Origin of the sequence: Rhodohalobacter sp., from assembly GCF_034521535.1 — a bacterium.
Taxonomy (GTDB): Bacteria; Bacteroidota; Rhodothermia; order Balneolales; family Balneolaceae; genus Rhodohalobacter.
Window position 1 is genome coordinate 797,169 of record NZ_JAXHMF010000005.1, and the last position, 24,552, is coordinate 821,720.

The 24,552-nt window shown below is 42.8% G+C and carries 19 protein-coding genes and 1 pseudogene; 13 read left to right on the top strand and 7 right to left on the bottom strand.

Annotated features, from left to right (window positions below):
• Positions 1 to 79: 79 nt before the first annotated feature.
• The 3 genes from U5K35_RS10450 to U5K35_RS10460 all read left to right on the top strand — a co-directional run bounded on the left by U5K35_RS10450 (position 80) and on the right by U5K35_RS10460 (position 2,746).
• Positions 80 to 913, top strand: a complete 834-nt coding sequence (locus U5K35_RS10450; protein ID WP_322571402.1) for a universal stress protein — start codon at positions 80 to 82, stop codon at positions 911 to 913.
• Between the two features lie 52 nt (positions 914 to 965).
• The gene (arsB, locus tag U5K35_RS10455) at positions 966 to 2,015 is read left to right on the top strand and encodes an ACR3 family arsenite efflux transporter (RefSeq protein ID WP_322571403.1); all 1,050 of its coding nucleotides are present in this window, start codon (positions 966 to 968) and stop codon (positions 2,013 to 2,015) included.
• A 200-nt stretch (positions 2,016 to 2,215) separates the two neighbouring features.
• The gene (locus U5K35_RS10460) at positions 2,216 to 2,746 is read left to right on the top strand and encodes a hypothetical protein (RefSeq protein WP_322571404.1); all 531 of its coding nucleotides are present in this window, start codon (positions 2,216 to 2,218) and stop codon (positions 2,744 to 2,746) included.
• Between the two features lie 252 nt (positions 2,747 to 2,998).
• Here U5K35_RS10460 and U5K35_RS10465 read toward each other — a convergent pair whose 3' ends face one another.
• From U5K35_RS10465 to metH, 4 genes are all read right to left on the bottom strand, one after another.
• Complete coding sequence (locus U5K35_RS10465; protein WP_322571405.1) at positions 2,999 to 3,439, bottom strand: vitamin K epoxide reductase family protein; 441 nt, start codon at positions 3,437 to 3,439, stop codon at positions 2,999 to 3,001.
• Between the two features lie 36 nt (positions 3,440 to 3,475).
• The gene (locus U5K35_RS10470; RefSeq protein ID WP_322571406.1) at positions 3,476 to 4,141 is read right to left on the bottom strand and encodes a DsbA family protein; all 666 of its coding nucleotides are present in this window, start codon (positions 4,139 to 4,141) and stop codon (positions 3,476 to 3,478) included.
• 182 nt (positions 4,142 to 4,323) lie between these two features.
• Complete coding sequence (locus U5K35_RS10475) at positions 4,324 to 5,619, bottom strand: citrate synthase (RefSeq protein WP_322571407.1); 1,296 nt, start codon at positions 5,617 to 5,619, stop codon at positions 4,324 to 4,326.
• A gap of 203 nt (positions 5,620 to 5,822) precedes the next feature.
• Positions 5,823 to 9,518 carry a methionine synthase gene (gene metH, locus U5K35_RS10480; protein ID WP_322571408.1) on the bottom strand — a complete coding sequence of 1,232 codons (3,696 nt, stop codon included), beginning with the start codon at positions 9,516 to 9,518 and terminating at the stop codon, positions 5,823 to 5,825.
• Positions 9,519 to 9,649: 131 nt separating this feature from the next.
• Here metH and U5K35_RS10485 point away from each other — a divergent pair, with 131 nt between their 5' ends.
• The 7 genes from U5K35_RS10485 to U5K35_RS10510 all read left to right on the top strand — a co-directional run bounded on the left by U5K35_RS10485 (position 9,650) and on the right by U5K35_RS10510 (position 16,619).
• Positions 9,650 to 10,603 (top strand): methylenetetrahydrofolate reductase, encoded by a 954-nt coding sequence (locus U5K35_RS10485; RefSeq protein ID WP_322571409.1) that lies wholly within the window; start codon positions 9,650 to 9,652, stop codon positions 10,601 to 10,603.
• A gap of 34 nt (positions 10,604 to 10,637) precedes the next feature.
• Positions 10,638 to 11,492 (top strand): hypothetical protein, encoded by an 855-nt coding sequence (locus U5K35_RS10490; protein ID WP_322571410.1) that lies wholly within the window; start codon positions 10,638 to 10,640, stop codon positions 11,490 to 11,492.
• 74 nt (positions 11,493 to 11,566) lie between these two features.
• Positions 11,567 to 11,806: a hypothetical protein gene (locus U5K35_RS10495; protein WP_322571411.1), complete on the top strand. Its 240-nt coding sequence runs from the start codon at positions 11,567 to 11,569 to the stop codon at positions 11,804 to 11,806.
• Entirely contained in the window at positions 11,784 to 12,143 is a 360-nt protein-coding gene (locus U5K35_RS19695; protein WP_416221630.1) for a type II toxin-antitoxin system PemK/MazF family toxin, read from the top strand. Before U5K35_RS10495 ends, U5K35_RS19695 begins: the two co-directional genes overlap by 23 nt.
• An 11-nt stretch (positions 12,144 to 12,154) precedes the next feature.
• Positions 12,155 to 12,922 (top strand): TatD family hydrolase, encoded by a 768-nt coding sequence (locus U5K35_RS10500; RefSeq protein ID WP_322571412.1) that lies wholly within the window; start codon positions 12,155 to 12,157, stop codon positions 12,920 to 12,922.
• Between the two features lie 636 nt (positions 12,923 to 13,558).
• Positions 13,559 to 14,752 carry an MFS transporter gene (locus U5K35_RS10505; protein ID WP_322571413.1) on the top strand — a complete coding sequence of 398 codons (1,194 nt, stop codon included), beginning with the start codon at positions 13,559 to 13,561 and terminating at the stop codon, positions 14,750 to 14,752.
• Between the two features lie 88 nt (positions 14,753 to 14,840).
• Positions 14,841 to 16,619, top strand: coding sequence for an SLC13 family permease (locus U5K35_RS10510; RefSeq protein ID WP_322571414.1), 1,779 nt, complete (start codon positions 14,841 to 14,843; stop codon positions 16,617 to 16,619).
• 64 nt (positions 16,620 to 16,683) lie between these two features.
• On the opposite strand, the gene U5K35_RS10515 is transcribed toward U5K35_RS10510, so the two are convergent.
• The 3 genes and pseudogenes from U5K35_RS10515 to U5K35_RS10530 all read right to left on the bottom strand — a co-directional run bounded on the left by U5K35_RS10515 (position 16,684) and on the right by U5K35_RS10530 (position 19,192).
• A complete protein-coding gene (locus U5K35_RS10515; protein WP_322571415.1) occupies positions 16,684 to 17,574 on the bottom strand; it encodes a hypothetical protein in 891 nt (296 codons plus the stop codon).
• Entirely contained in the window at positions 17,571 to 18,077 is a 507-nt protein-coding gene (locus U5K35_RS10520; RefSeq protein ID WP_322571416.1) for a hypothetical protein, read from the bottom strand. The genes U5K35_RS10515 and U5K35_RS10520 overlap by 4 nt, the downstream gene beginning before the upstream one ends.
• Positions 18,078 to 18,192: 115 nt before the next feature.
• Positions 18,193 to 19,192: pseudogene (locus U5K35_RS10530) on the bottom strand (potassium channel beta subunit family protein).
• A 480-nt stretch (positions 19,193 to 19,672) separates the two neighbouring features.
• Between U5K35_RS10530 and U5K35_RS10535 the strand changes: the two are divergent.
• The 3 genes from U5K35_RS10535 to U5K35_RS10545 all read left to right on the top strand — a co-directional run bounded on the left by U5K35_RS10535 (position 19,673) and on the right by U5K35_RS10545 (position 24,552).
• Positions 19,673 to 22,180 (top strand): efflux RND transporter permease subunit, encoded by a 2,508-nt coding sequence (locus U5K35_RS10535; protein ID WP_322571419.1) that lies wholly within the window; start codon positions 19,673 to 19,675, stop codon positions 22,178 to 22,180.
• A 74-nt stretch (positions 22,181 to 22,254) separates the two neighbouring features.
• The gene (gene recO / locus U5K35_RS10540; protein WP_322571420.1) at positions 22,255 to 23,004 is read left to right on the top strand and encodes a DNA repair protein RecO; all 750 of its coding nucleotides are present in this window, start codon (positions 22,255 to 22,257) and stop codon (positions 23,002 to 23,004) included.
• Positions 23,005 to 23,007: 3 nt separating this feature from the next.
• On the top strand, positions 23,008 to 24,552 hold the full coding sequence (locus U5K35_RS10545; protein ID WP_322571421.1) for a trypsin-like peptidase domain-containing protein: 1,545 nt from the start codon (positions 23,008 to 23,010) through the stop codon (positions 24,550 to 24,552).

Genomic DNA, 24,552 nt, shown 5'->3' on the forward strand with positions numbered 1-24,552 from the left:
CCTCAGCATCTTTTATCATAATTTTAAAATCGAACTCAGGTTTATAACATAATTCTAAATCAATATTTGGAGACATAAAATGAAATTTAAACACGCTCTGCTAGCTGTCGACTTGTCAAAATCCAGTAAAGACCTGGTGCACTGTATGGGTGATCTCAAAACGCTTGGGATTGAAAAAATCACCTTGGTTACGGCCGTTTCAAAACCGTATCCCGGCGGGCCTGAAAAGTTTGATACCTCATCTTTTGAAGCCAAGCTGGAATCCTATTCACAAAATTTGCGCGATCAGGGGTTTGATACGGATTGGGAATTAAAAGTAGAATCGAATATTTATGCTCCGGTTACCATTCTGAAAACAGCGAAAGAACTTCAAGCTGATCTGCTAATTTTGGGACACCGCGGCCACAATCGTTTTTCTGAGCTGTTTCTCGGAAGTGTTGCAACAGAAGTTATACAAAGAGCGATTTTACCGGTTCTTCTGCTCAGAATATCAGATGATCCCGACAAGAATGATGTTTCCATCTGCAAGAATCTGACTCACAATATATTACTCCCCACCGATTTCTCAGAAAACGCCGACAGGGCAATGGAAGTACTTGAAAACGATATGCTGAGCGAATCAAACGTCACGATTTTACACGTTCAACCTGCTTCAACCTATGATGTCTCCACTTTAATGGAAGATCGTGAAAACAAATTAAAGGAAATGGGGCTGAAGCAGGTTCAGTCGGACACGAAGAGTGGCAATGTTGGGCTGACAATAACAGAATATGCCGATGAAAATGATATCTCCATGATTATAATGGGGTCTCAGGGCAAAGGTTTTGTGGAAAATCTCTTTGTTGGAAGTAACAGTATGCGTGTTGCCCGTCACACGTCAAAACCACTATTATTGATACCGGCTGACCGCTAGTCATTTTTTCGAATAAAAAATATCATTTAACACGTAATTAAATAGAAGAATAGTGTCTGAAGAAAAGAAATCGATCGACTTTTTTGAAAAGTACCTTACCGTTTGGGTTTTAATCTGTATTGCAGTTGGAATTGGCCTCGGATATGTCGCCGGGGATTCCATTGAGGTGCTTAGCGACTTTAACCTTTACAATGTAAACATTCCCATCACGATACTGATCTGGGCTATGATCTACCCGATGATGCTACAGATTGACTTTGATTCATTGAAAGATGTGGGTAAAGCCCCGAAAGGTGTTGTCTGGACTGTTATTATAAACTGGGCGATTAAGCCGTTCACAATGGCTTTCTTTGCGTGGATCTTCTTTTATCACATCTACGGCGCGTGGATTGATCCGTCCATGGCGCAGGAATACATCGCCGGAGCTATTTTATTGGGAGCCGCTCCTTGTACGGCCATGGTTTTTGTGTGGTCGTATCTGTCTGATGGCGACCCTACGTATACGCTGGTACAGGTTTCCGTAAATGATCTTTTAATCCTGATCCTATTCATCCCGATCGTAGCTTTTTTATTGGGGATTACAGATATCTCCATTCCCTACAATACACTGATTACATCTATAGTGGCATTTGTGGTTATTCCATTGGTTGCGGGTTATTTCACACATAAGATACTCGTGAATAAAAAAGGAATGGAGTGGTATACCATACGATTTCTGCCAAAATTTAAGCCGGTATCGATAAGTGCTCTTTTGTTGACGTTGATTCTTTTGTTCGCCTACCAGGGAGACCGGATTTTAAGTGATCCTGTGGTGATTTTACTCATCGCCGTTCCTCTGATCATTCAAACCTATTTCATCTTCTTCATAGCCTGGTACGGTGGAAAATGGCTAAAACTGAACTATCAAACCTGTGCACCGGGTGCAATGATTGGAGCCAGTAACTTTTTCGAGCTGGCAGTTGCCGTGGCGATCATGCTGTTCGGTATTCAGTCAGGTGCGGCTCTGGTTACGGTAGTCGGTGTACTGATCGAAGTGCCGATCATGCTATCGCTGGTTAAGTTCGCCAACAGTCAAAGAGCTACTTATAGCGTTTCTGACTAATTCTATTACCGGAAGGCTTTGCAATGGCTTCCGGTATACTCGCAAATGTATTTCAGTATATTTTGTAATAATTATACATGATAATAACCGACAAATAGTCATTAGATATTTCTGAACATATAAACTTTAATTTTTGTTGTAATATTTGATTGATAATCAAGAACAAAATACATTTTATCATGTTTTACAGAAATAATTCTTTGAAAACATTACTTCTTACCGCAATCTTTTTAATTGGCATGTCGCCGGGATTAAATGCGCAAAATGTATCGTTTTCCGATTTCAATGACGACGGAAACGAAAACATTGATATGCAGGAATTTAAAGATACATTTACTGCGTATTTTATGGATGACTGGGATAATACTGACAATGCCGGACTGGATGATGAAGATTTCTATCTTTTCACCTACGATATGATTGATACTGACGATGATGATCTTATAAACTCGGCAGAGTGGGATGTCGGATATGACTACTACTATGGTGAAGTTTTAGAAGATGATCTCGTAGTATACGATCTTGATGGCGATGGATATATTTCATACATGGAATATAATACCGCTGTAGTTGATACAGATTACTATGCCACATTGGATGTTGATGCCGACACTTTTCTTGACCAGGAGGAGTTAGCCGAATCAGTATTTAATACGTGGGATACCAATGAGGATATGGAATTAAGTAAAGGAGAATTTATTAATTTCGATCTCTACTATGGAGATGTTTAAACTCTGAACTCCTAACTTAAGCTTAAAAGCCTTCCATTTTCATGGAGGGCTTTTTTTTATGTGCCCGTCGTGGCGCAGAATCCATAGCTCAACTTCTGCAAAACGGCGTTAAAGTCGCTACAATTTTGGTTGAATCTCTTCCCGCGCTCCCAACTGATCTATTTCCTTGATTGCTCATCTGGCTTTTACTCTCTGGTACCAATCATATCTCATGGTGTTTGTATTTTACAGCCGGGATTTTTATTCATTTATCTATCTTATCCTTACTGACGATCTGAACCACAGGGAGAGTAGCATGATGATGGTTGTGGAACCTGCAGATATCAGGCAATAAATACAGAGTGCCTGAATGTGAAAGAACATCACATAAACAAGCCACATCGAGAAAAGAAAGCCGGGTACGGTTACGATCGGAAGATACCTGAATATGATTGGTTTTCGTGTGTCTAGCCAGGCAATACCGGCCGTCAGCATGGCCATATAAAAGAGTACGCCAAGCAACGATACGGGTATCGGACCGATGGTTGAGTATTCGCTCAATGCAACAACGTCGCACCCTTCAAGTATAGAGCAGGTCGGCATTTCTCCCAGGTAGTGGGTTGCTGTAAGGTATGCCGAATCGGCAAATCCGAGAAGGGCGGCGGCTAAAAAGAAGATCACCCCGAAAGTCAGGCTCTTGTTAGAGGATTTCATAATGTTTTCCCTGATTTGACTGAGCAAGCCAGTTTGTTAATTAAGATGGGATTGAATCAGATTTCGGTAACCTTCAAAGGTATTTGGATTCTGAATTAGCCGGCCGTTAATAAATATGGACGGAACAGATCTCACCCCAAGTTTCTTTCCGTCTTCATAATCGGAAAGAATTCGCTGCTCAATTTCAGGATTTTCCAAGTCTCTGTTCAGCTGCTCCATATCCAGATCAAGCGCCTCTCCAAATTGTTGAAAAATTGAAGCAGCACCGCCCTGCGACCACTGTTGCCGGTTGATATAGATTAAATCATGCATCTCCCAGAATTTACCCTGTCTGCCGGCAGCCTCAGCATACCTTGCGGCAAGCCGGGAAAACTGAAAACTGCTGAGCGGGAAGTGTCGAAAAACAAAAAGTACGTCATCACCGAATTCCCTGCTCAGCTGATCATCGAAGGAAGCATAATATCTGCAGGCAGGACACTGAAAATCGCTGTACTTTATGATCACAACATCCGCGTTAGGGTTTCCTTTTATATGATCATTTTCTCTGACGTTCAGCAATTCAGGGATATCTGATCCGGTCTCAGTTAAAGTATCCGCTGTTACGGGGTCTTTGCTGTTCATATTCGCCATATAGATTACAAAGCCAATCACGAGAAGCAATCCGGCTGCTAAGCCGCCCCAAAGTAAAAATCGTCTGTTCATTTGATTATTTATAAAGTTAAATACTCTCAGTATTTAGGTTATAAAACTTCTGTTAATTCTTCGGGAAGAAAGCTTGAAAACTTATTTCAGGACGGGACAAACAGTTGTTCAAAATTCAAAAAGCTGCCGAATAAACTATCCGGCAGCTTTTTTTATGAATCAGATAATATGGATCACTCAGCTTATCTTTTATCGAGTGGTACATAATCACGTTTATTTTCGCCGGAATAGATCTGTCTGGGGCGGGTGATTGGATGTTTATCTTCCAGCATCTCTTTCCAGTTGGCAATCCAGCCGGGCATTCGTCCCAGCGCAAACATAACCGTAAACATATCCGTCGGAATACCCATCGCCCGATAGAGCAGACCTGAGTAATAATCAACATTGGGATACAGTTTCTTCTCTTTGAAGTAATCGTCATTCAACGCAGCCTGTTCAAGCTGTTTGGCAACATCAAGCAGAGGATCGTCGACATTTAAATCATCCAGCACTTCATCAGCAGCTTTTTTGATGATGGTAGCCCGGGGATCGAAGTTTTTATAAACGCGATGTCCAAAACCCATCAAACGCTGATTGGTGGTTTTATCTTTAAATCGTTTTATCCACTTCTCGATATTCTCTTTACTTGCTCCACCGTCATTGTAGATATTCTGCAGCATTTCAATTACAGCTTGATTTGCTCCACCGTGCAGAGGTCCCCAGAGAGCCATGATTCCGGCAGATGCGGCAGCGTATAAATTGGCATGTGAAGAACCTACAACCCTGACTGCAGTTGTTGAACAGTTTTGTTCATGATCTGCATGGAGGATCAGCAGCTTATTCAAAGCGCTTACAACCTTATCATTTATTTCATAATCTTCAGTGGGTTTTGCAAACATCATATAGAGTAAGTTGGCGCTGTAATCGAGCCGGTTCTGAGGGTACATGACCGGGTGACCGACACTGTTTTTATATGACCAGGCCGCAATTGTAGCAGTTTTTGCAATCAGCCTCTGTATTGTCAGGTTTACATCATCTTCACCCAGATCGGGGTCCAGTGAATCCGGATAGAAAGAGGAGAGGGCACCAGTCATCGAAGCTAAAACACCCATGGGATGAGCACGCTGAGGATAGCCTTCAAAAAACTTTTTCATATCCTCATGAATGAGTGTATGATTGGTTACTCCCTTAGTAAATTTTTCCAGTTCTTGTTTGGTAGGTAACTCTCCGTAAATAAGCAGGTAAGAGACCTCTAAAAAAGAGGCTTTTTCTGCGAGTTGCTCAATGGGATACCCTCTGTATCTGAGTATTCCTTCTTCTCCATTAAGAAAAGTGATTTTACTTTTTGTGACGGCTGTGTTTTTTAATCCATAATCAATGGTAACATAGCCGGTTTCGCCTCTCAGTTTGCTGATGTCAAGGGCTCCCTCATTTTCCGTACCCGTCACAATAGGAAGTTCGAGATCTTTACCATTGATCTTTAAATTCGTCTTTTCCATAGAATAGCTCCAAATATTAATGGTTTAACTTTATTGATATCTATAACATAAAATAATAAATAGATAAAAAGGTGTAAAAATCCAATTCATTATTAAAAAAACTATAAGCATAAAGTATCGACTTTCACTTACTTAAAAGAGTATTCGATATTTGACTAATGAATTCAAAAAACGGAACTGCAGGTTAAGCAGAGTTGAGCTTTCTAGCTTTCGTATGCCAGATTCGGCCCCAGCCACCGCTCAACTTCTTCAATACTCATCCCTTTTCTTTTCGCGTAATCCTCAATCTGATCCTTCTGAATATTTCCAAGATTGAAATACTTTGCTTTTGGATGGGCAAAATAGAGTCCACTCACGGATGATGCAGGCGACATGGCCAGGTGCTCAGTCAATGAAATTCCGGTGATCTCTTCAACGGCGAGCAGATCAAATAAGGTGCGTTTTTCGGTGTGATCGGGCTGAGCCGGATAGCCGGGTGCCGGACGTATTCCGCGATACTTCTCACGGATCAGTTCATCGTTATCCAAATCTTCTGCCGGTGAATAGCCCCAAAGTGTTTTTCGAACTTCCTGGTGCAGAAATTCGGCAAATGCCTCGGCAAGGCGGTCTGCAATTGCTTTAGTCATAATAGCGTTATAATCATCATGATCGTCCTGAAATTGCTTTACCAGATCCCGAACACCATGCCCGGTGGTGACCGCAAAAGTTCCTAAATAGTCAGCTTTCCCGGAATCCTTTGGAGCAACAAAATCGGCCAGTGCTTTATTGGGTTGACCCGATCGCTTTTTGGACTGCTGACGAAGCGTGTGGAAAGTCGCAATGACTTCATCCCGCTTTTGATTTTGGTAGAGTTCAATATCGTCACCGACTGAATTGGCGGGAAAAAGTCCGGTGACTCCGTGAGCTGTGAACAGATTTTCGTCCACAATTTTGTCGAGCAGATGGTTGGCTTCATCAAACAGCTTACGAGCCTGAACTCCGGCATGATCGTCCTGCAAAATATCCGGAAATTTCCCTTTCATCTCCCAGGCGATAAAGAACGGCCCCCAATCGATATAGCGGCGAAGCTTCTCCAAAGGAAAGTTTTTAAATGCGGTGATTCCGGGATTAACCGGAGGAGTAACATCTGCTTTTTTCCAATCAATTTGTGTTCGGTTTTCCCTGGCCTCCTCGATGGAGAGGTAGGTTTTTCGTTTTCCGCGGCTGCTGTACTGCTCACGTAAATCTTCATATTCAGTTTTGATCTCATTCAGAAAGCCCTCTTTTAGCGTTTCCGAAACAAGTCGGTTCACTACAGTTACGCTTCGTGAAGCGTCAAGAACATGAATGACGGGGTCGTCATAGTTTGGAGCGATTTTTACGGCTGTGTGCATTCGCGATGTTGTAGCTCCACCGATGAGAAGCGGTGTTTTAAATCCACCGTGTTTCATCTCTTTGGCTACGTGAACCATCTCATCGAGGGATGGAGTAATGAGTCCGCTGAGACCAATCACATCTACCTTGTGTTCTTTTGCTGCGGCCAGGATTTTATCGGCAGGATTCATCACACCAAGATCGATAACTTCATAATTATTGCAGCTCAGCACAACGGAAACGATATTCTTTCCAATGTCATGTACGTCGCCCTTCACCGTAGCAAGCAGAACCTTTGCTTTTGGCTTACTCTCTTTAGATTTATCTTTCTCCGCTTCGATGAACGGAATCAGAATGGCAACGCCTTTCTTCATTACCCGGGCGCTTTTTACAACCTGCGGGAGAAACATCTTGCCGGCGCCAAACAGATCACCGACCACATTCATGCCGTCCATCATCGGGCCTTCAATCACCTCAATCGGGTGATCGTACTTTTGCCGGGCTTCCTCCACATCATCCTCGATGTAGTCCACAATTCCTTTTACCAGTGCGTGTTGAATTCGCTTTTCAACGGAACCATCTCTCCATTCATCTCTTTTCTTCTCCGTTTTTTCTTCACCCTGATCTTTAATCCGATCCGCATACTCAATCAGCTTTTCGGTTGCACCCGGATGTCGGTTCAGCAACACATCCTCAACCAGCTCTTTCAGCTCGGGTTCAATCTCCTCATACACCTCGAGCTGGGTGGGGTTCACAATCGCCATGTCTAATCCGGCCTGAATGGCGTGATAGAGAAATGCGGAGTGCATCGCCTCCCGGACCGTATTGTTGCCGCGAAATGAAAATGAGATGTTGCTCAATCCGCCGCTGGTTTGCGCTTTTGGCAGATTCTTTTTGATCCACTGGACCGCTTCAATAAAGTCTACGGCGTAGTTATTGTGCTCCTCAATTCCTGTGGCAACAGTTAAAATATTCGGATCCAGAATAATATCCTGCGGAGCAAATCCCACTTCATCAACCAGAATATCGTAAGCTCGTTTACAGATCTCTTTTCGACGGTCGAGGCTGTCTGCCTGACCCTCTTCGTCGAACGCCATCACCACAACGGCAGCTCCGAAATCCAGGATTTCCCTTGCCTGTTTTTTAAACTCCTCTTCGCCCTCTTTCAGGCTGATGGAGTTCACAACGCTTTTTCCCTGCGTGGTTTTGAGTCCCGCTTTGAGGACGCTCCACTTGGAACTGTCTATCATAAATGGAATGCGGGCAATATCCGGCTCAGCCGCCATCAGGTTAATGAAGTCTGTCATCTCCTGCTCTGAATCAAGCAGGCCTTCATCCATGTTCACATCGATGATCTGCGCTCCGCCTTCTACCTGATCGCGCGCAACAGAGAGTGCTTCATCATGCTCTTCATTTTTGATGAGGCGTTTGAATTTGGCTGATCCGGTCACGTTGGTTCGCTCTCCAATATTCACAAAATTGGTATCCGGCCGGATGACCAGCGGCTCCAGTCCGCTCAAGCTTAAGTAAGGAGTAGGCTCCGCTTTTTTTCGTGGCTTGTGATTCGCGGCCTCATCAGCAATAGCGCGAATGTGATCAGGTGTTGTTCCACAGCAACCGCCCACTAAATTGACCAGGCCCTCTTCGGCGTAGTTCTTCAGCTGTTCAGCCATGTAGTTTGGAGATTCATCATACTCACCCATCTCATTTGGGAGTCCGGCATTGGGATAGAGACTGGTGAAGCAGCTGGCATGCTTAGACAGCTCCTGTATGTAGGGGCGCATCTGACTTGAGCCGAGCGCACAGTTCAGGCCTATACTTAAAAGCGGATTCGCGTGCTGAACGGATGTCCAGAATGCTTCCGTCGTTTGTCCTGAGAGCGTTCTTCCGCTCTGATCTACAATGGTTCCTGAAATCATAATCGGAAGTTGCCGTCCAATTTTTCTCATATAACGATGTGCGGCGTAGATGGCGGCTTTGCAGTTTAGCGTGTCAAAAACAGTTTCAATAAGCAGTGTATCCACGCCTCCGTCTATCAGGCCGCGAATCTGCTCTTCATAGGCATCAGCCAGTGAATCGAATGTAATGGCGCGATAACCGGGGTTTTCCACATCAGGGGAGAGGGAGAGCGTTTTGTTGGTTGGCCCGACGGCACCGGCCACGAATCGCGGTTTGTCCGGATTCTTTTTTGTGAATTCATCCGCAGCTTCTCGGGCCACTTTAGCCGAGGCCACGTTGATTTCGTAACTAAAATCCTGAAGCTTATAATCCTCCTGCGAAATAGGGTTGGCATTAAACGTATTGGTTTCGATCATATCAGCCCCGGCATCCAGAAATTGAGAGTGGATCTCTCGTATGATGTCGGGCTGTGTTACGCTCAAAAGATCATTGTTCCCCTTAAGTTCATTACTGACATTTTGGAATTTATTTCCCCGAAAGTCATCTTCAGAGAGTCTATAGCCCTGAATCATGGTTCCCATAGCTCCATCGAGAATGAGAATACGTTTTTTAAGAATAGAAAAGAGCGGGTGAGTGGAACGTGACATAGAGTATTTTCTTTATTAACTGCTAAATATTCGAAACCGAAAAATCTGCATTTTAGAGCTTAAAAGCATGTTTTGATTTCGTATGTTTGAATATAAGTTTTAGAATGTAGTTAAAGTGTGATAAATCCCATATGAAAGTAAGCGAACATTACGAAAGAGCAACGGAACCGCTCATTTCGTTCGAAATTATCCCGCCAAAAAGAGGGGGGAGTGTAAAAAGTGTTTTTGAGTCACTCGATCTGATTACTGAGAAGGTGAGACCACCATTTATAGATGTAACCTATCATGCTGCTGAATCGCAGGTTGAGGAGAAGCCTGACGGAACGTTGAAACGAGTGGTGCGTCGCAAAAGGCCCGGAACAATTGGGCTGTGTGCGGCTATCTTGCATCGATACGATATCGATCCGGTTCCGCATCTGATTTGTGAAGGATTTACCAAAGAGGAGAGTGAAGACGCCCTGATTGAGCTGAATTACCTGGGCATTCACAACGTGCTTGCCATTAGAGGTGACGACACAGGCACTCAGGTAAAAATGCATACGAATGGTACTTCAAACAAATACGCAATAGATCTTGTCAAACAGGTACAAAGTATGAATTCAGGTAAATACCTGGAAGATCTTGTAAATGCTCAAAAAACGAATTTCTGCGTGGGTGTTGCGGGTTATCCGGAGAAACATTTTGAAGCTCCGAATCTGGATTGGGACATTCAGCGACTAAAAGAGAAGGTAGATGCCGGTGCAGATTACGTGGTAACCCAGATGTTTTTTGATAATAGCGTTTATTTCAACTTTGTAGAGAAGTGTCGCAAAAATGGTATTAATGTACCGATTGTACCCGGATTGAAAATTCTTCGCAATGAAAAACATCTGAAGTCACTTCCGCGATATTTTCATTTGAATATCCCGGATGAACTCACTGAAGAAGTAGATGCGAATCCGGGTCGCGTTGAAGAGATTGGGATAGAATGGTCTCAAAAACAATCACTGGAATTGATGGAGTACGGTGCTCCCGGTATTCATTACTATGTGATGGGGAGTCCACATCCTGCTTTGAAAGTGATTGATTTTCTTCAGAAAAAGTGAGGTTTAAACCGGGATTTGGTTTGATTGGTTAGTTATGGAAAAAATTTTAATTGCAGATAGCGGAGCGACCAAAACGGATTGGCTATATGCTGAGGATGGTGTCCGGAAAATGTATCGGACAGAGGGATTGCACCCATCATTTATGGATCCTGTTAGAGATGCAAATGAGTTAAAAGCGGAACTTCCGAACGTTCAGCCGGATCGGGTCTGCTTTTACGGAACCGGTCTTGGCAATCGTGTATCAGATGAAAAAATGCACGCTTTTTTGATGAAAGTGTTTCCCGGTTCAAAAAAAATTGTTGTAAAAAGTGATCTTGAGGGTTCAGCCCGGGCATTTTTTGGAGACGGTGACGGGGCTGTAGCTGTTTTGGGCACCGGATCTATTTGCGCGAAAGTAGAATCGGGTAAACCGGTAAGGAAATCTGCCGCGCTTGGGTTTGCGATTGGCGACGAAGGCAGTGCTGCTGATCTTGGGCGGCGAATTCTGAGAGGTTACTACAGAGATCAATTCTCAGAGAGTACAGCCGACTTTCTTAAGAAAAATCTTAATCCGGAAAATTACGGTGAAATGATGGTGCGGATCTATCAGTCTGAAAAACCGAATCGGGAACTGGCTGCCGTTGCCGGTGAAGTATTGGATCAACCCATTCCGGATGAGTTGAATGATTTGATCCGGCGTGCATTTCAGGAGTTTGCAGAGCAACAGCTTTCCATGCTGAAACTGGATGGAGATGAGAAGATAATCTTTACCGGAAAAGTAGCAGATGCTCATCAGGAGACACTGGTTGATGTAATGAAAAGTGAAGGCTTCTCAAATGTAGATGTGAAATATCCGATGATTGAATCCTTCTCTATAAGGATGAAAGACAACTCAATTAAATTTTGGTAAGTAGAAATTGAACAATGAATACTTTCAGAAATAGTTATTAGATTGTGGCTTGGAAAGTCAATGAAACCATATCCATGAAAGCAATTGAATTACATAGTAAAACGGATAAAGATGGTCGGGTTTTAATCGACCACGATACAGGGTTTGAAAACAAAAAAATTCGTGTTCTGATATTGGTTGATGAATCTGATAACAGTGAATTGAATGATAAAAATTGGCTTGAGGATGTAGTTAAGAGCCCCTCATTTGATTTTCTAAAAGATGAAGATCAAGATATTTATACGTTGAATGATGGAGAGCCGATCGAAGATTAAATATTCAATCGTATTAGTTCCTTTCCCCTTTGATGATTTCTCTAGTGTGAAAGTCAGGCCGGCTCTATGCCTTACATCAACCATCGGAGAATTTGAGCATGTTATAATAGCTTTTATTTCAAGTGTAATTCCTGCTGAAATAGAGCCTTCAGACATATTGATAGAAAAGAACAGCGACTCATGGAAAAGTACCGGGTTACACGTGGATTCTGTAGTACGACTCCACAAACTTGTCACAATTCCCAAGTCACATGTTAAACGCAAACTTGGTGAACTTGATAAAGATTTAGAAATCAAAGTAAAACATAAGCTTAACTATCTTTTTGAATTAGAATAATTATTGAAATTGTGATACTCACAGACACCCATTGCCACCTCTACCTCGAACAATTTGAAGACGATATTGAAGAAGTTTACCGCCGATCAGTTGATGCGGGTATAACTCACATATTCCTGCCCGCTATTGATTGGGAATCTTTTGATAAGATGGATGATTTGCATCACCCGGAAATTACATTTTATAAAATGGCGGGTATTCATCCTTGCAGCGTGGAGGATGTCTGGCCGTTTGAAGAGCAGAAACTCTCTGATCTATGTGAACGGGATGATGTAGTGGCTGTTGGCGAAACCGGTCTTGATTACTATTGGAGCACTGATTTTGTTGACCAACAGAAAACCAGCTTTCGAATGCACTGTAATGTATCTAAAGCGACAGACAAGCCCATTGTACTGCACAATCGTGATAGTACCAAAGATCTGCTGGATATCATCGAAGAGGAACAGGATGGGAGTTTAACCGGAGTGTGGCACTGTTTCACCGGAACGGAAGAGGAAGGGAAGCGAGCCATTGACTTGGGACTTATCCTGGGGATTGGCGGTGTCTCGACATTCAAGAATGCGGGTGTGAATAAAACTGTGGCTAAGCTGCCACTCGATAAGATGATTCTGGAAACGGACGCGCCATATCTGACGCCTGCACCGCATCGTGGTAAACGAAATGAACCGTCCTACATCAAACTGATTGCCGAAAACCTGGCCAAGCTGCACGATCGCTCACTCGAGGAGATTGCAGAGATTACCACAAAGAATGCATTTCGGTTGTTTCAGGTTGATTGATGCTAAGTAAGCCCCAGTCTGCACGCTGCAGGGTTAGTTCTTGGTAAGATGCCAGATGCTAGAGGCGAGTTTTTCAGTTCGCAGATTTTAAGCTACAAATATCCCGCCTCAACCCGACCAGGAGCTCTGGCCAAATCTCTCTGTTCGGCGGTTGTTTTGTGTGCACTATTGAATCCCACCAATGAATTGGTGGGCTAGGGTGTGAACCATGGCTACGCCATTTTAACCTTCCTCGTCCCGGAGCTCTGCTCCGGCGACGAAAAGACAGCAGCTCCGCTGTATTTTACAAGCCATAAGATGCAGGTTTCAGGCCACAAGTACCAAATCCCAAACCCCAAACTCCCCCCATTCAAAATTCACCATTCACCATTCATCATTCATAATTCATCATTCAACATACCCCAGTCATCGGTCACTCACGGTTCACACCTAATGTTGAAATTTTTTCCTTTTGCCCGGCCAACGAAGCTTCAGCGAAGCAGGTTCTTTTCACATTTCACTTCTCCCTTTCACCATCATCAATTCTTTCTATCATAAACGACTGTAGCTTCAAACAGAAAAGCTGTATTTTATCTAATTGATAAAAATTAAAAAAACATCGATCTGCATAAAGATCATAGAAACAGACAATCCCTGATGACCTATTTGGCGTTCGTCCGGAAAGAGAGACGACTACTAACATTTGCAATATCATTTACTTTTTTCTCCAGTTTTGGGCAGACATTCCTTCTCTCCCTGTTCGTACCCTATTTTCTGGTGTCATTTGATTTAAACAATACCACGTTTGGCACATTGTACTCATTGGCAACTCTGACCGGCGCTCTTGTATTACCCTATTTAGGGCAGTGGATTGATCGGGTGCCGCTTCGTGTATACAGTATGTACGTCGCTGCAGGATTGCTGATAGCCGCAATTCTGATGTCTATTTCCTGGCATGTAGCTATGCTTTTTGTTGCCTTGATCTTTTTGCGATTGGCAGGACAGGGGCTTAGCGGTCATACCGCCCAGGCGACCATGGCGCGGGTGTATGACAGAGATCGTGGTAAAGCCCTCAGTATTTCTGCACTTGGATATCCGATAGGGGAAGCTATTTTGCCGTCCATCATTGCGTTCGCACTTGTTTACTTACACTGGAGAACAACCTGGGGGGTGATCGCCGGGCTCATCGCATTCATTTTTATTCCCGTACTCTGGTCTCTAATTAAAAGTGAACGAACCAAAGTCGTGCAGGATGATGAAGAAGAGGCGGCCTCAACTCGTGAGAACTATTCTGCTATTTTTAGCGATCCAAGAACCTTTTACACGATTCCGGCAATTCTGATACCACCTTTCTGGGTAACAGGCTTGTTTTTATACCAGGTATCTGCCGCAGACGATATGGGATGGACGGCAGCAATCGTGGCGTCTGCTTTCATTGCTTTTGCAGCAGCGAGAATCGCATCAGGTCTGTTTTCCGGTCCCTTAATTGATCGTTTTTCAGCACAGTCACTTTTCCCGATTCTATTGGTTCCGATGATGTTGGGTCTGGCCGTTGCCATTTTCTTTTCCGGTCATTGGACGGCGTATGCTTATATGGGACTGATCGGCATGACGCTTGGATTCAGCTCTACTTTGAAATCGTCTCTTTGGGCAGAACTTTATGGCACAAAAATGATTGGAACCGTTCAAAGTCTGTTTGCTTCCATAATGGTTTTCAGTACTGCCCTCAGTCCATTTTTGATGGGATGGATGCTTGACAGCGGGTACACTCTTACCTCAATTTTTATGATAGCACTGGCTACAAGTCTTTTCTCAGCTCTACTTTCTTGTAGACTATTTTTCAAGTTCTGAAAAACTGTATTTTGTAATTAGAGTAGCTTGTTATTTCTTTTAGTGTATTTGGAAAAAGTTTAAGACAAATAAAACTTGTCTGTACCGGATGACTTTTGAAATCATTTTTGTTTTTGTACTGCTGTTTTTTGCTGTCTTTCTGTTTGTAACAGATTATGTCACATTTGATGTAGCTGCAATTATCATCATGGCCAGTCTGATGCTGTCCGGAATTCTCAGCCCCAAAGAAGGCCTGTCCGGATTTAGCAATCCTGCAACAGTTACAGTAGCGGCGATGTTTATTCTAAGTGAAGGGGTGAGGCGGACCGGGATATTATCCAATGCGGGAGATTTTTTCTCAAATAAAATGCAATCGAACTTCAAAGTTTGGTTTTTTGCGCTGCTTCTTTTTATAGCTGTAATATCCGCATTTATAAACAATACTGCTGCTGTAGCAATCTTCATTCCCGTTATTATGGGGATTGCTTCAAAAGTGGGAGTGAGCCCTTCAAAAATGCTGATGCCCCTCTCTTTTGCCGGTATGATTGGAGGAGTGACAACGCTCATTGGTACCTCGACCAACATTTTGGTAAGCTCAATTGCGGTAGAGCGGGGACTGGATGCCATTTCCATGTTCGACCTTACTCCGATGGGGCTCATATTTGTTGCTGCGGGTTTTCTATTCTTGTTTACATTTGGCATCAAAATGATTCCTGAAAGGAGAAAAGAAGCTGAACTGACGGATCAGTTTGATTTGCAAAGTTATCTAACCGATATCGCCATCAACCCGGGCTCTGATCTGATTGGCAAAGTTTTAGATCATGAAAAACTAACCGAAGAGCTCGACATCGATGTGATTCGTGTTTTTAAGGAAGGATCCGATTCTTCAGCTCAAAGAAATGAGGTGAAAATTGAATCGGGAGACTATATGCGGATTCGAGGTAATCCCAAAGAGATTGGAAAGTTATTGGAGAGGGAAGATCTCTCCATCATGCCGACAAAAACCTGGGTCGATAGAGATCTGGAACACGGACAGGATGTAATCATAGAAGCGATAATTGCACCGGAATCCTCTTTGGATCAAACTAAGCTGGGTAACTACTCCTTTTTTGAGAAACACGGAGCTCTGCCCCTTGCCGTACGTCATCAGGGAGATTTGAAACACGAGGATGTTAAAAATATTAAGCTGTCCGGCGGTGATTCTATTTTGCTGAGTATGAGTAAAGACCGGGTTAATGAATTGGAAAATGACCCCTCTTTTTTAATCGCCTCAAAGTATGAAACCAGCTCACACAGAAGTGAAAAGACACCAATCGCACTATCAATTCTGGCAGGAGTTGTTCTCGCTGCGGCGGTTGGGCTTACATCTATTGTGATCAGTGCGGTTGTGGGTGTTATACTGATGGTTTTAACGGGATGTCTGCGTACTGAAGAAGCGTACAACGCTGTGAACTGGAAAGTGATTATGCTCCTGGCGGGTGTGTTGCCGCTGGGAACCGCGATGGATAGCACCGGTGCTGCTGAGCTTATGGCAAACTTCATGATCGATACTCTTGCAGGTTTTGGGCCAACAGCACTGATGTCAGGATTTTTTCTACTCACGCTGATAATAACCGCTGTGATGTCGAACAATGCCTCTGCCGCTCTGTTGGCTCCTATCGCAATTGAGGCGTCTTCGTCGATAGGAGTGGCTCACGAGCCCTTTCTTTACGCGGTGACCTTTGCAGCCTCATTGAGTCTTATCACACCGTTCGGGTATCAGACCAATACCATGATCTATGGTCCGGGGCAGTACGAAGTAAAGGATTTTTTTAAAGTGGGAACGGTTCTTAATCTAATTTTCTGGATTCTAGCCACCATCTTCATTCCGATCATCTGGCCATTTTAAAGTTGATGCCTTGCTGATTGACTAATGGATTTTTTAGAATAGCCGGTTGATATAATCGACCTTCTCAGACGAGCTTTTCTACCCACTTTGGTGTGGTTTTGATGTACCTGTCGATAAGAAGATACCACGGGAACCCAATCAAAATCAGCTGCATCACAAATGAATCAAAGCGGATATTCATGGTTAACGTAATACCGATGTGCATACCGAGAAGAAGCATTGTTGTGAAGGGGCGAAGTTTTTTCCACCACATGGTAAAACCAATCAGCTCGGTAAACCAGCCAATCAGCAATATCAATGATGCTAATGGCAGATAGTTTAAAGCCAATTCCTGTAAAATATTGGGTTCATAATAGCCAAGTGAAGAGTAGACGTCGATACTTTTTTCACTGATCCATAACCATAAATGTCGTCCATCAAACCAGTATATACCCTTTCCGATCATTTTTGCAATAAAAGCGGATGTATATCCGAGTCCTATAAAAAAGATGATAGACCCCATTACAAAACGAGGCATCTGTTTTTTACCGGGAAACCAGATGGCTCCGACGGCAAAACAGAGAACCGACATTCCGATGAGATTCATACTGTGAGGTATTTCCCCTTGTGAAAATCTTGCAACATACTGAATGTGCAACAGTACCATCACAACCATATAAAACCACTTGTATCCCATACGTGTAAACGCAATACTTGATAGTAACGTAATTACTGCAGCGTTAATCAGGGCAAGATTCCATTGGAAAAGGATAGATATGTCAATATAGTTGGCAACGCCAAGCGGGAGTACAACCTCCGAATTTCTGAGCTGTGTGTAAATTCCCCACTCCCAGGCATATTTGATGGTGTAAATAAGAATAAACAGCTCAAAGATCTTAAAAAAGATCAGCTCACCGGGACTTTGATCACGGTTCGGCTCAAAAAGTTGATAACCAATTTTTTCATACCATTTCATGGTTTATCAACCTCCATATACTCTGATGGGTTGATGTTTGGGTTCAATTCTGTCCCCTCATCAGTCAACAGAACCCAGGGTATGATATCTACCGCTACAGAGTCTTGCCCGGCTAAATGACCTTTGGCTTTAACAACGAGCCATTTTTTTTCATTAAATGTATTCAGACCAAACATACTTCGCAGTGCTTCACGTCTCTCCTGAGTCCAGTTGCTTGTTTTCGAGACAAAATTGGCAAAGTCTATTGCATCTACTCCATAAGATCGAACTGAGACTGGATCACCAATAAAATTATCAATAGTACGCTGCTGCCAAATTTCTTCTTCGTTGTAATCAGTGACGTCCAGAATCATGGCACGGGTCCACGGGTTGCCTGCCTGAGAAAACATCGGGTAGATACTGAATGGCCAAAACTCTCCCTCGTGTGGTGCTACAAGTATTGCATAAACAATCAGTATTACACCAATCACCTTCATTCCGCGTTTAGATTCTATTTCTTTCATACAGAACTGTGATTATTGCATTTATCTATAAAAGTACAATAGTACATCGCAAAAGAAAAGGTGCAGAATGTAAAATTCTGCACCTTTAATTAGGTACGTATTTATACGTAGAAAATTACGGACGAAAGTCTTGCTCCTCTTCCGGTTTGTTGTCGAGTATCTCTTCAATTTTTTCCATTATATCGCCGGTAATTGAATCAACCTTATCAATCGCCTTCATATTTTGTTTCACCTGTTTAGGTTTAGACGCTCCGGTTATCACCGTGCTTACGTTTTTATTTTTCAGACACCAGGCAAGGGCAAGCTCGGGCATTGTTAAACCTGCTTCATCCGACACTTTGGCAAGTTTCTCTACTTTTTCAAGCTTTCTTTTACCGCTCTCGGTTTCGAGAAGATTTTCGCGCAAGCCACTTGTATTTATCAAGTGAGAGCCGGCTGTCTTCAGGTACACCGTCGTTATACTTGCCTGTTAATAAACCACTGGCAAGCGGACTCCAAATGGTAGTTCCAAGTCCAATCTCATCATAAAGCCGCGAGTACTCTTTTTCTACACGATCCCGGTGGAACATATTGTATTGTGGCTGTTCCATTAATGGAGGGCGCAAGTTATTAGCTTTTGCTATATGATAAGCTTCACGTATTTGTTCGGCAGACCATTCACTGGTTCCCCAATAAAATGCTTTTCCCTGTTGAATCACCTGATTCATTGCCCATACCGTCTCTTCAATGGGTGTGTGTTTATCCGGTCTGTGACAAAAAATCAGATCAACATAGTCTGTTTGCATGCGCTGAAGTGCAGCATTCGTGCCTTCTATAATATGTTTGTAGGAAAGTCCGGCATCATTGGGTCCACTGCCGCCCCAAAATATTTTGGTAGACAGCACCAAATCAGACCGTTTCCACCCGGCTTTCTTTATAATGTTTCCCATCATTTTTTCCGACTGCCCCCCGGAATAGGCTTCTGCATTATCAAAAAAATTGACACCCGCATCATAGGCCTCTTTCATGCAGTTGTAAGCGATATCTTCATCAATTTGATCGCCAAATGTGACCCACGAACCAAATGATAACGCGGATACTTTTAAACCTGATCGTCCCAAAAATCTATATTTCATCTCTGTATTTATTTTAGTTAGTCTTTCATTATCACAACAGATCGAAAATCTGTAACGTTCTGAATTTCAGTGGATTTTCAAACTTCTTGCAGTTCCTAAAAGTTATTTCAGATTTCTTTTAAATGCATGACAATATGCTGTCACAGACAATTTTTAATATGATTGCGATGAAGGGAACGAATCTCTTCATTCTTGCTAAAACTAAACAGCGATATAGTCAAGAGAGGAGAACACATGTAGCTGTGGCGGTTCTAACTGCCACAGCTATTTTTTTGGCACGTATATCTGTTTACGAATGTTTGCAATTTAGCATAGTGCAAAATGTAAAACTTCGTATTGTGAAAAATAAAATTCAAAAGCGTTTGTTTTCATACAAATAATGTCTCCGGCTTAGTCAGCGACTATGTAAACGATCGGATTCAATTGTTTTAAATTTTACGTAATTTCAGTCTTTTAATTTTCTGACCGCAAATAAACCAGATGTCTAAATTTATTCGTTTTTTCATACCGGTTGTACAGCTAAATAGCCGTAGGCCGTTTTTAGTTTTAGCCGCCGCAATTTCTCTCGCAATCGTTGCAGGTTATTTTGCATCAAAACTTACGGTTGACACTGACATTGCCAATCTTCTCCCGGAATCAAACCCGAATGTACAAGCCCTTGAAAAACTGCAGGAGACGGCCGGAGGCGAAACCGAACTGGAGGTGGCAATCAAGTCACCCGATTTTGAAGCCAATGTGGCTATGGCTGAATATCTTTCTGAAAAAAGTTTAGAGCTACGCTACCCGCGGTACGACGATTATTTTTTCAGCAGTGCCGAGTACAGAAGAGAAACCGAGGTACTGCAGGATAATTCTCTCTATATCGCTACCATTGATGAACTGGAAGCGATTAAAGAGTTTCTGCAAGAGGAAATAGATCAAGCCAGGGAGGAAGCAAATCCATTTTTTGTAGATTTTTCAGATGACTTTGAGGATGAGGAGGTTGAAGAAGAAGAGACGGACATCAGCAAATATCGCGAGAGTTACGACAATCTCATACCGTCAACGTACGCAACCAATCAGGACAGTACGGTTGTTATGCTGAAACTCTTTCCGACCGGATCGAAGAGTGATATTCAATATCTGGAAGACATGTTTGAGGCGTATAGTAATTTGCTGGACAGTATTGATGTTGCATCATATCATCCCCAGATGGAGATAGAGTTTGGCGGACGGCTGAAACGTCATTTGAGCGAGTTTGAGTCGATTATGAATGATGTATTTAACAGTTTTTCATTGGGTATAGGCAGTGTGATATTTCTGGTGATGCTGTACTTTTTTATTAAGAAATATATTCACTACAAAAAGGGTGAGAAAAACAGGCAAAGGCACAGCTTCTGGTCCCATTTTATTCGGATGCCGGTTCCGGTAATGGTCATCGGTATTCCTCTGCTCATCAGTTTAATGTGGACGTTTGGAATTACCTACTTACAGATTGAAGTTCTGAACACTATGACGTCGGTACTTTTTGTGATTCTTTTCGGTTTGGGTATCGATTACGGAATTCATTATTACGCAAGATATATCGAGTACCGTTCGGTAGGGCGCTCTGTGGAGAACAGCATTGTTCTGGCATACGACAGAACAGGTTCAGCAATTATCGTGAGTGCACTTACAACGGCAGCGGCTCTATTTGTGCTGATGTTTGCTGATTTTCGCGGTTTTTCAGAATTTGGATTTATTGCCGGAACGGGGATTATATTTGCCCTGATTACCATGCTGTTTGTCCTGCCATCTCTGTTGGTTATTTTTGAGCGATGGAACTGGATTTTGACCAATAAAATTGGAGACGATTTTGTGCCATCCAAAGGGATTCATAACTACCCTTATGCTCGATCTATAGTTTCTGTCGGACTTTTGGTTTCCATTGTGGTCATAATTTTTTCAGGAAACTTAAGATTTGAGTATCAGTTTGGAAATCTGGAACCTACTTTCGAAGAATACGAAGAGTTCAGGGAATTTGTACAGGGGGTAGATGAAAACGATCGTCGAAATCCGGCTTACATCATTGCAGACAATGCTGAGGATGTATTTGAAGTTGTAGATTCATTGCGAGCTCGCAAGGACCGAAATCCGGATACGATGATTCAGGATGTGGAAGCCCTGCAAGAACGATTTCCACCCAATGAAGAGATGGCGAATGAAAAACTGCAGCACATTGCCGAAATTCGTCAACTGCTTCAGAATAGTTTTATAAGGGATCAGGATGATGAAAATCTTGAATTACTAAGGCGTGGTTCTCAAACACGCGAACCGCTCGAGGAAGAAGAGCTTCCTGATTTTCTGAAAAATCGCTTCATGACACAGGATGGCGAAATAGGCAACTTTGTCATTATCTATCCTACGGGAGGTTTATCAGACGGCCTTAGGTCTATCGCATTTAAGAATGAGGTGGGTGAGGTAACCATAAGCAACGGTAAAACGTATTATGCAGCCAGTACCTCAATCGTCGCCGCCTCTATGCTGGATTTAATGAGAACTGAAAGTCCGTATATGGTTGCGGCAACTTTTATCATTGTTTTTCTTTTTATCTGGTTTAGTTTTAAAAACTTCCGGTGGACACTCATTGCGCTCATTCCGCTTATTATCGGGCTTTTATGGCTTTTTGGCGTAATGCTGATATTTGGGTTGAAATTTAATTTTTACAACCTGGTAGTGTTGCCGGCTATTCTCGGTATCGGTTGCGATAATGGAGTACATTTGGCCCATAGATACCGTGATGAAGGTCAGAAAAGCATGTGGGATGTGCTTTCCAGTACAGGCCAACACATTACCATTGGATCGTTCACAACCATGATGGGTTTTGCCGGACTTCTGTTTACCAACCATCCCGGATTGCAATCCATTGGAATAATGGCCGTTGTGGGAATAGGTATGACGCTGTTCACGGCACTTACATTTCTGCCGGCAATGGTTCAGGTTCTGGAAAACAAAGACTGGATACATTAAAACGAGTGGATGCACTGACTTGACTGATCAGCCTTTTTCATCCCAATGATTTTAAAACTTATTTCAGGGAATAAATGAGCTCTACGATCACAAAGACTGAAGCGATTGTTTTACGTACGGTAGAGTTTCAGGAGTCAAGCATTATAGCCACACTCTTTACGCTGAAACACGGAAAAATTGCGGTGATCGCCAAAGGAGCTCGTAAACCAAAGAGTAAATTTGCAGCCTTTTTAGTACCGGGACAGATGCTAGAAGTTGTTTACTACATGAAGCATACCCGTCAAGTTCAGACTCTTTCTGATACATCTTATCTCAAGAAGTTGGACAGTATTCGATTTGATGTGCAGAAAATGGCACTGGTAACCATAACGATGGAACTGACCGATCAGCTTTTGCATGAAAATGAAGTAAACGAACCACTCTTTCATTTTCTATCTGCAATGTTACCCTGGTTGAGTGAACAGGACTCTGTTTCAAAAATCATGTTCCCATATATACAGATCAGGCTTGCGCAGCTTCTTGGAATTGGAATTCAAAATATTATTGAGGAACATGATGCATCTCAAACGGGTTATATAAATATTGAGTCGGGTACACTGTCAACAGAATCTATTGACAGTGATTCACTTCGGTTGACCCCCGGTCAATTTCAATTTGTGAGCGAATCGCTGCAGTCTATGAAATCTTCGGTTTTTGATATAGCTTTGAAAAAAGGTGAATTAAATACATTGATAGCTCACTTGGATAAATATTTTCGTTATCATATTGAAGGAGTAAGGCCCAGAAAATCTGATGCCATTTTCGACCAGCTATTAGAATCTTAATCAATGAAAACCCGCGACAAATATCTTACCGGAATTCTGTTGGTACTTATAGGAGTATTGCTGGGCATGATATTGATGTTTTTCCGGGATGGAGCCATTTCACTTGATCTGGCTGAGGTGAGGGTAACAGATATCGATAGAAGCTCGGAACCTTTCTGGAGCTCAGATGATCTGGAAAAAATTGATGATCGTTTTCTGTTCAGGTCTGTTGCAAAATCAGTGACACCCACGGTGGTCTACATTGAAACCGTTGTGGCAACCAGAAGCCGTCAGCCGCAAACAGATGAAGAGGAAGACAATCGTTTTTGGGAGAGATTCTTGCCGCCCCGTGTTAGAACCGTGGGTTCCGGCGTGCTGATCTCCTCAGATGGATATATTCTGACCAATAATCATGTTATTGAGGGCGCCGTAAATGATGAGATTATGGTTACGCTGGAGGATAAAAGAACTCTTGATGCCAGAGTAGTTGGGCGAGATCCAAGTACAGATTTGGCAGTTATAAAAGTTGATGGAATGAATCTGCCCTCGGTAGTGATTGGCAATTCCGATCTCCTTGAAGTGGGAGAGTGGGTACTTGCAGTAGGTAATCCTTTCAGGCTACGGTCTACCGTTACGGCCGGAATTGTAAGTGCGTTGAGTCGCGATGTGCAAATTATAAATGATGCACGACGGGTTGAGAGTTTTATACAAACGGATGCTGCTATCAACAAGGGAAATAGTGGTGGAGCATTGGTAAATACAAGCGGTGAATTAATTGGTATAAATACGGCTATAGCCACTCAGAGTGGAAATTATCAGGGATATGGGTTTGCAGTACCAAGTAATCTTGCCCTTAAAGTATCTCGCGATATAATAGAATTCGGGGAGGTAAAAAGAGGAATGTTGGGTGTCACAATTCAGTCTGTGGATAATAGAATGGCCAGAAGAGCAGGACTGGATGGAATTACCGGTGTGATGATTATGAGGGTGTTGGAAGATGGTGCGGCAGAACGCAGCGGGTTAAAAACAAATGATATAGTTTTAGAAGTTAATGGCGAGATCGTTAATGAATCCAATCAGCTTCAGGAGAAAGTGGCCATGTATCGTCCTGATGACGAGGTAGAGCTCACTATCTGGAGAGACAATGAAGTGATTAAAAAAGTAGTGGTGCTCGATGAAATTGAGGAGCCGGAACCGCCACAAAACACATTTGATCCTGAAACCGGAAACGAACCGGAATTAGAAGATTGGGAAGAAATACCGGAAGGAGGTCGCGAAAGAGGTATTGAACAGCAGCGTTTCGAATCTTTGGGATTTACGCTCAGAGCTCTCTCTACCCCTGAAGATTCGGATCTCTTTAACATATACATACATCGGGTTGTGCCAGGATCAGAAGCCTGGAATCGCGGATTAAGAGAAGGATTTGAAATTATTGAAATAGATGGTGAGCCTGTATTCGATCTGCAAATAGTGGAACAAATTATTACCGATTCTATAAAAAACAACCGATCTTTAACCCTTAAAATTTTGACAGAAGAAGGAGCTACAGGCTACTTTCAAATAAACTAA

What these genes read in the sequence shown, in the direction of transcription:
- U5K35_RS10450 (WP_322571402.1), top strand. Translation starts at nt 80, where the DNA reads ATGAAATTTAAACACGCTCTGCTAGCTGTCGACTTGTCAAAATCCAGT.
- U5K35_RS10465 (WP_322571405.1), bottom strand. Translation starts at nt 3,439, where the DNA reads ATGAAATCCTCTAACAAGAGCCTGACTTTCGGGGTGATCTTCTTTTTA.
- U5K35_RS10470 (WP_322571406.1), bottom strand. Translation starts at nt 4,141, where the DNA reads ATGAACAGACGATTTTTACTTTGGGGCGGCTTAGCAGCCGGATTGCTT.
- U5K35_RS10475 (WP_322571407.1), bottom strand. Translation starts at nt 5,619, where the DNA reads ATGGAAAAGACGAATTTAAAGATCAATGGTAAAGATCTCGAACTTCCT.
- metH (WP_322571408.1), bottom strand. Translation starts at nt 9,518, where the DNA reads ATGTCACGTTCCACTCACCCGCTCTTTTCTATTCTTAAAAAACGTATT.
- U5K35_RS10485 (WP_322571409.1), top strand. Translation starts at nt 9,650, where the DNA reads ATGAAAGTAAGCGAACATTACGAAAGAGCAACGGAACCGCTCATTTCG.
- U5K35_RS10490 (WP_322571410.1), top strand. Translation starts at nt 10,638, where the DNA reads ATGGAAAAAATTTTAATTGCAGATAGCGGAGCGACCAAAACGGATTGG.
- U5K35_RS10495 (WP_322571411.1), top strand. Translation starts at nt 11,567, where the DNA reads ATGAAAGCAATTGAATTACATAGTAAAACGGATAAAGATGGTCGGGTT.
- U5K35_RS19695 (WP_416221630.1), top strand. Translation starts at nt 11,784, where the DNA reads ATGGAGAGCCGATCGAAGATTAAATATTCAATCGTATTAGTTCCTTTC.
- U5K35_RS10505 (WP_322571413.1), top strand. Translation starts at nt 13,559, where the DNA reads ATGACCTATTTGGCGTTCGTCCGGAAAGAGAGACGACTACTAACATTT.
- U5K35_RS10510 (WP_322571414.1), top strand. Translation starts at nt 14,841, where the DNA reads ATGACTTTTGAAATCATTTTTGTTTTTGTACTGCTGTTTTTTGCTGTC.
- U5K35_RS10515 (WP_322571415.1), bottom strand. Translation starts at nt 17,574, where the DNA reads ATGAAATGGTATGAAAAAATTGGTTATCAACTTTTTGAGCCGAACCGT.
- U5K35_RS10520 (WP_322571416.1), bottom strand. Translation starts at nt 18,077, where the DNA reads ATGAAAGAAATAGAATCTAAACGCGGAATGAAGGTGATTGGTGTAATA.
- U5K35_RS10535 (WP_322571419.1), top strand. Translation starts at nt 19,673, where the DNA reads ATGTCTAAATTTATTCGTTTTTTCATACCGGTTGTACAGCTAAATAGC.
- recO (WP_322571420.1), top strand. Translation starts at nt 22,255, where the DNA reads ATGAGCTCTACGATCACAAAGACTGAAGCGATTGTTTTACGTACGGTA.
- U5K35_RS10545 (WP_322571421.1), top strand. Translation starts at nt 23,008, where the DNA reads ATGAAAACCCGCGACAAATATCTTACCGGAATTCTGTTGGTACTTATA.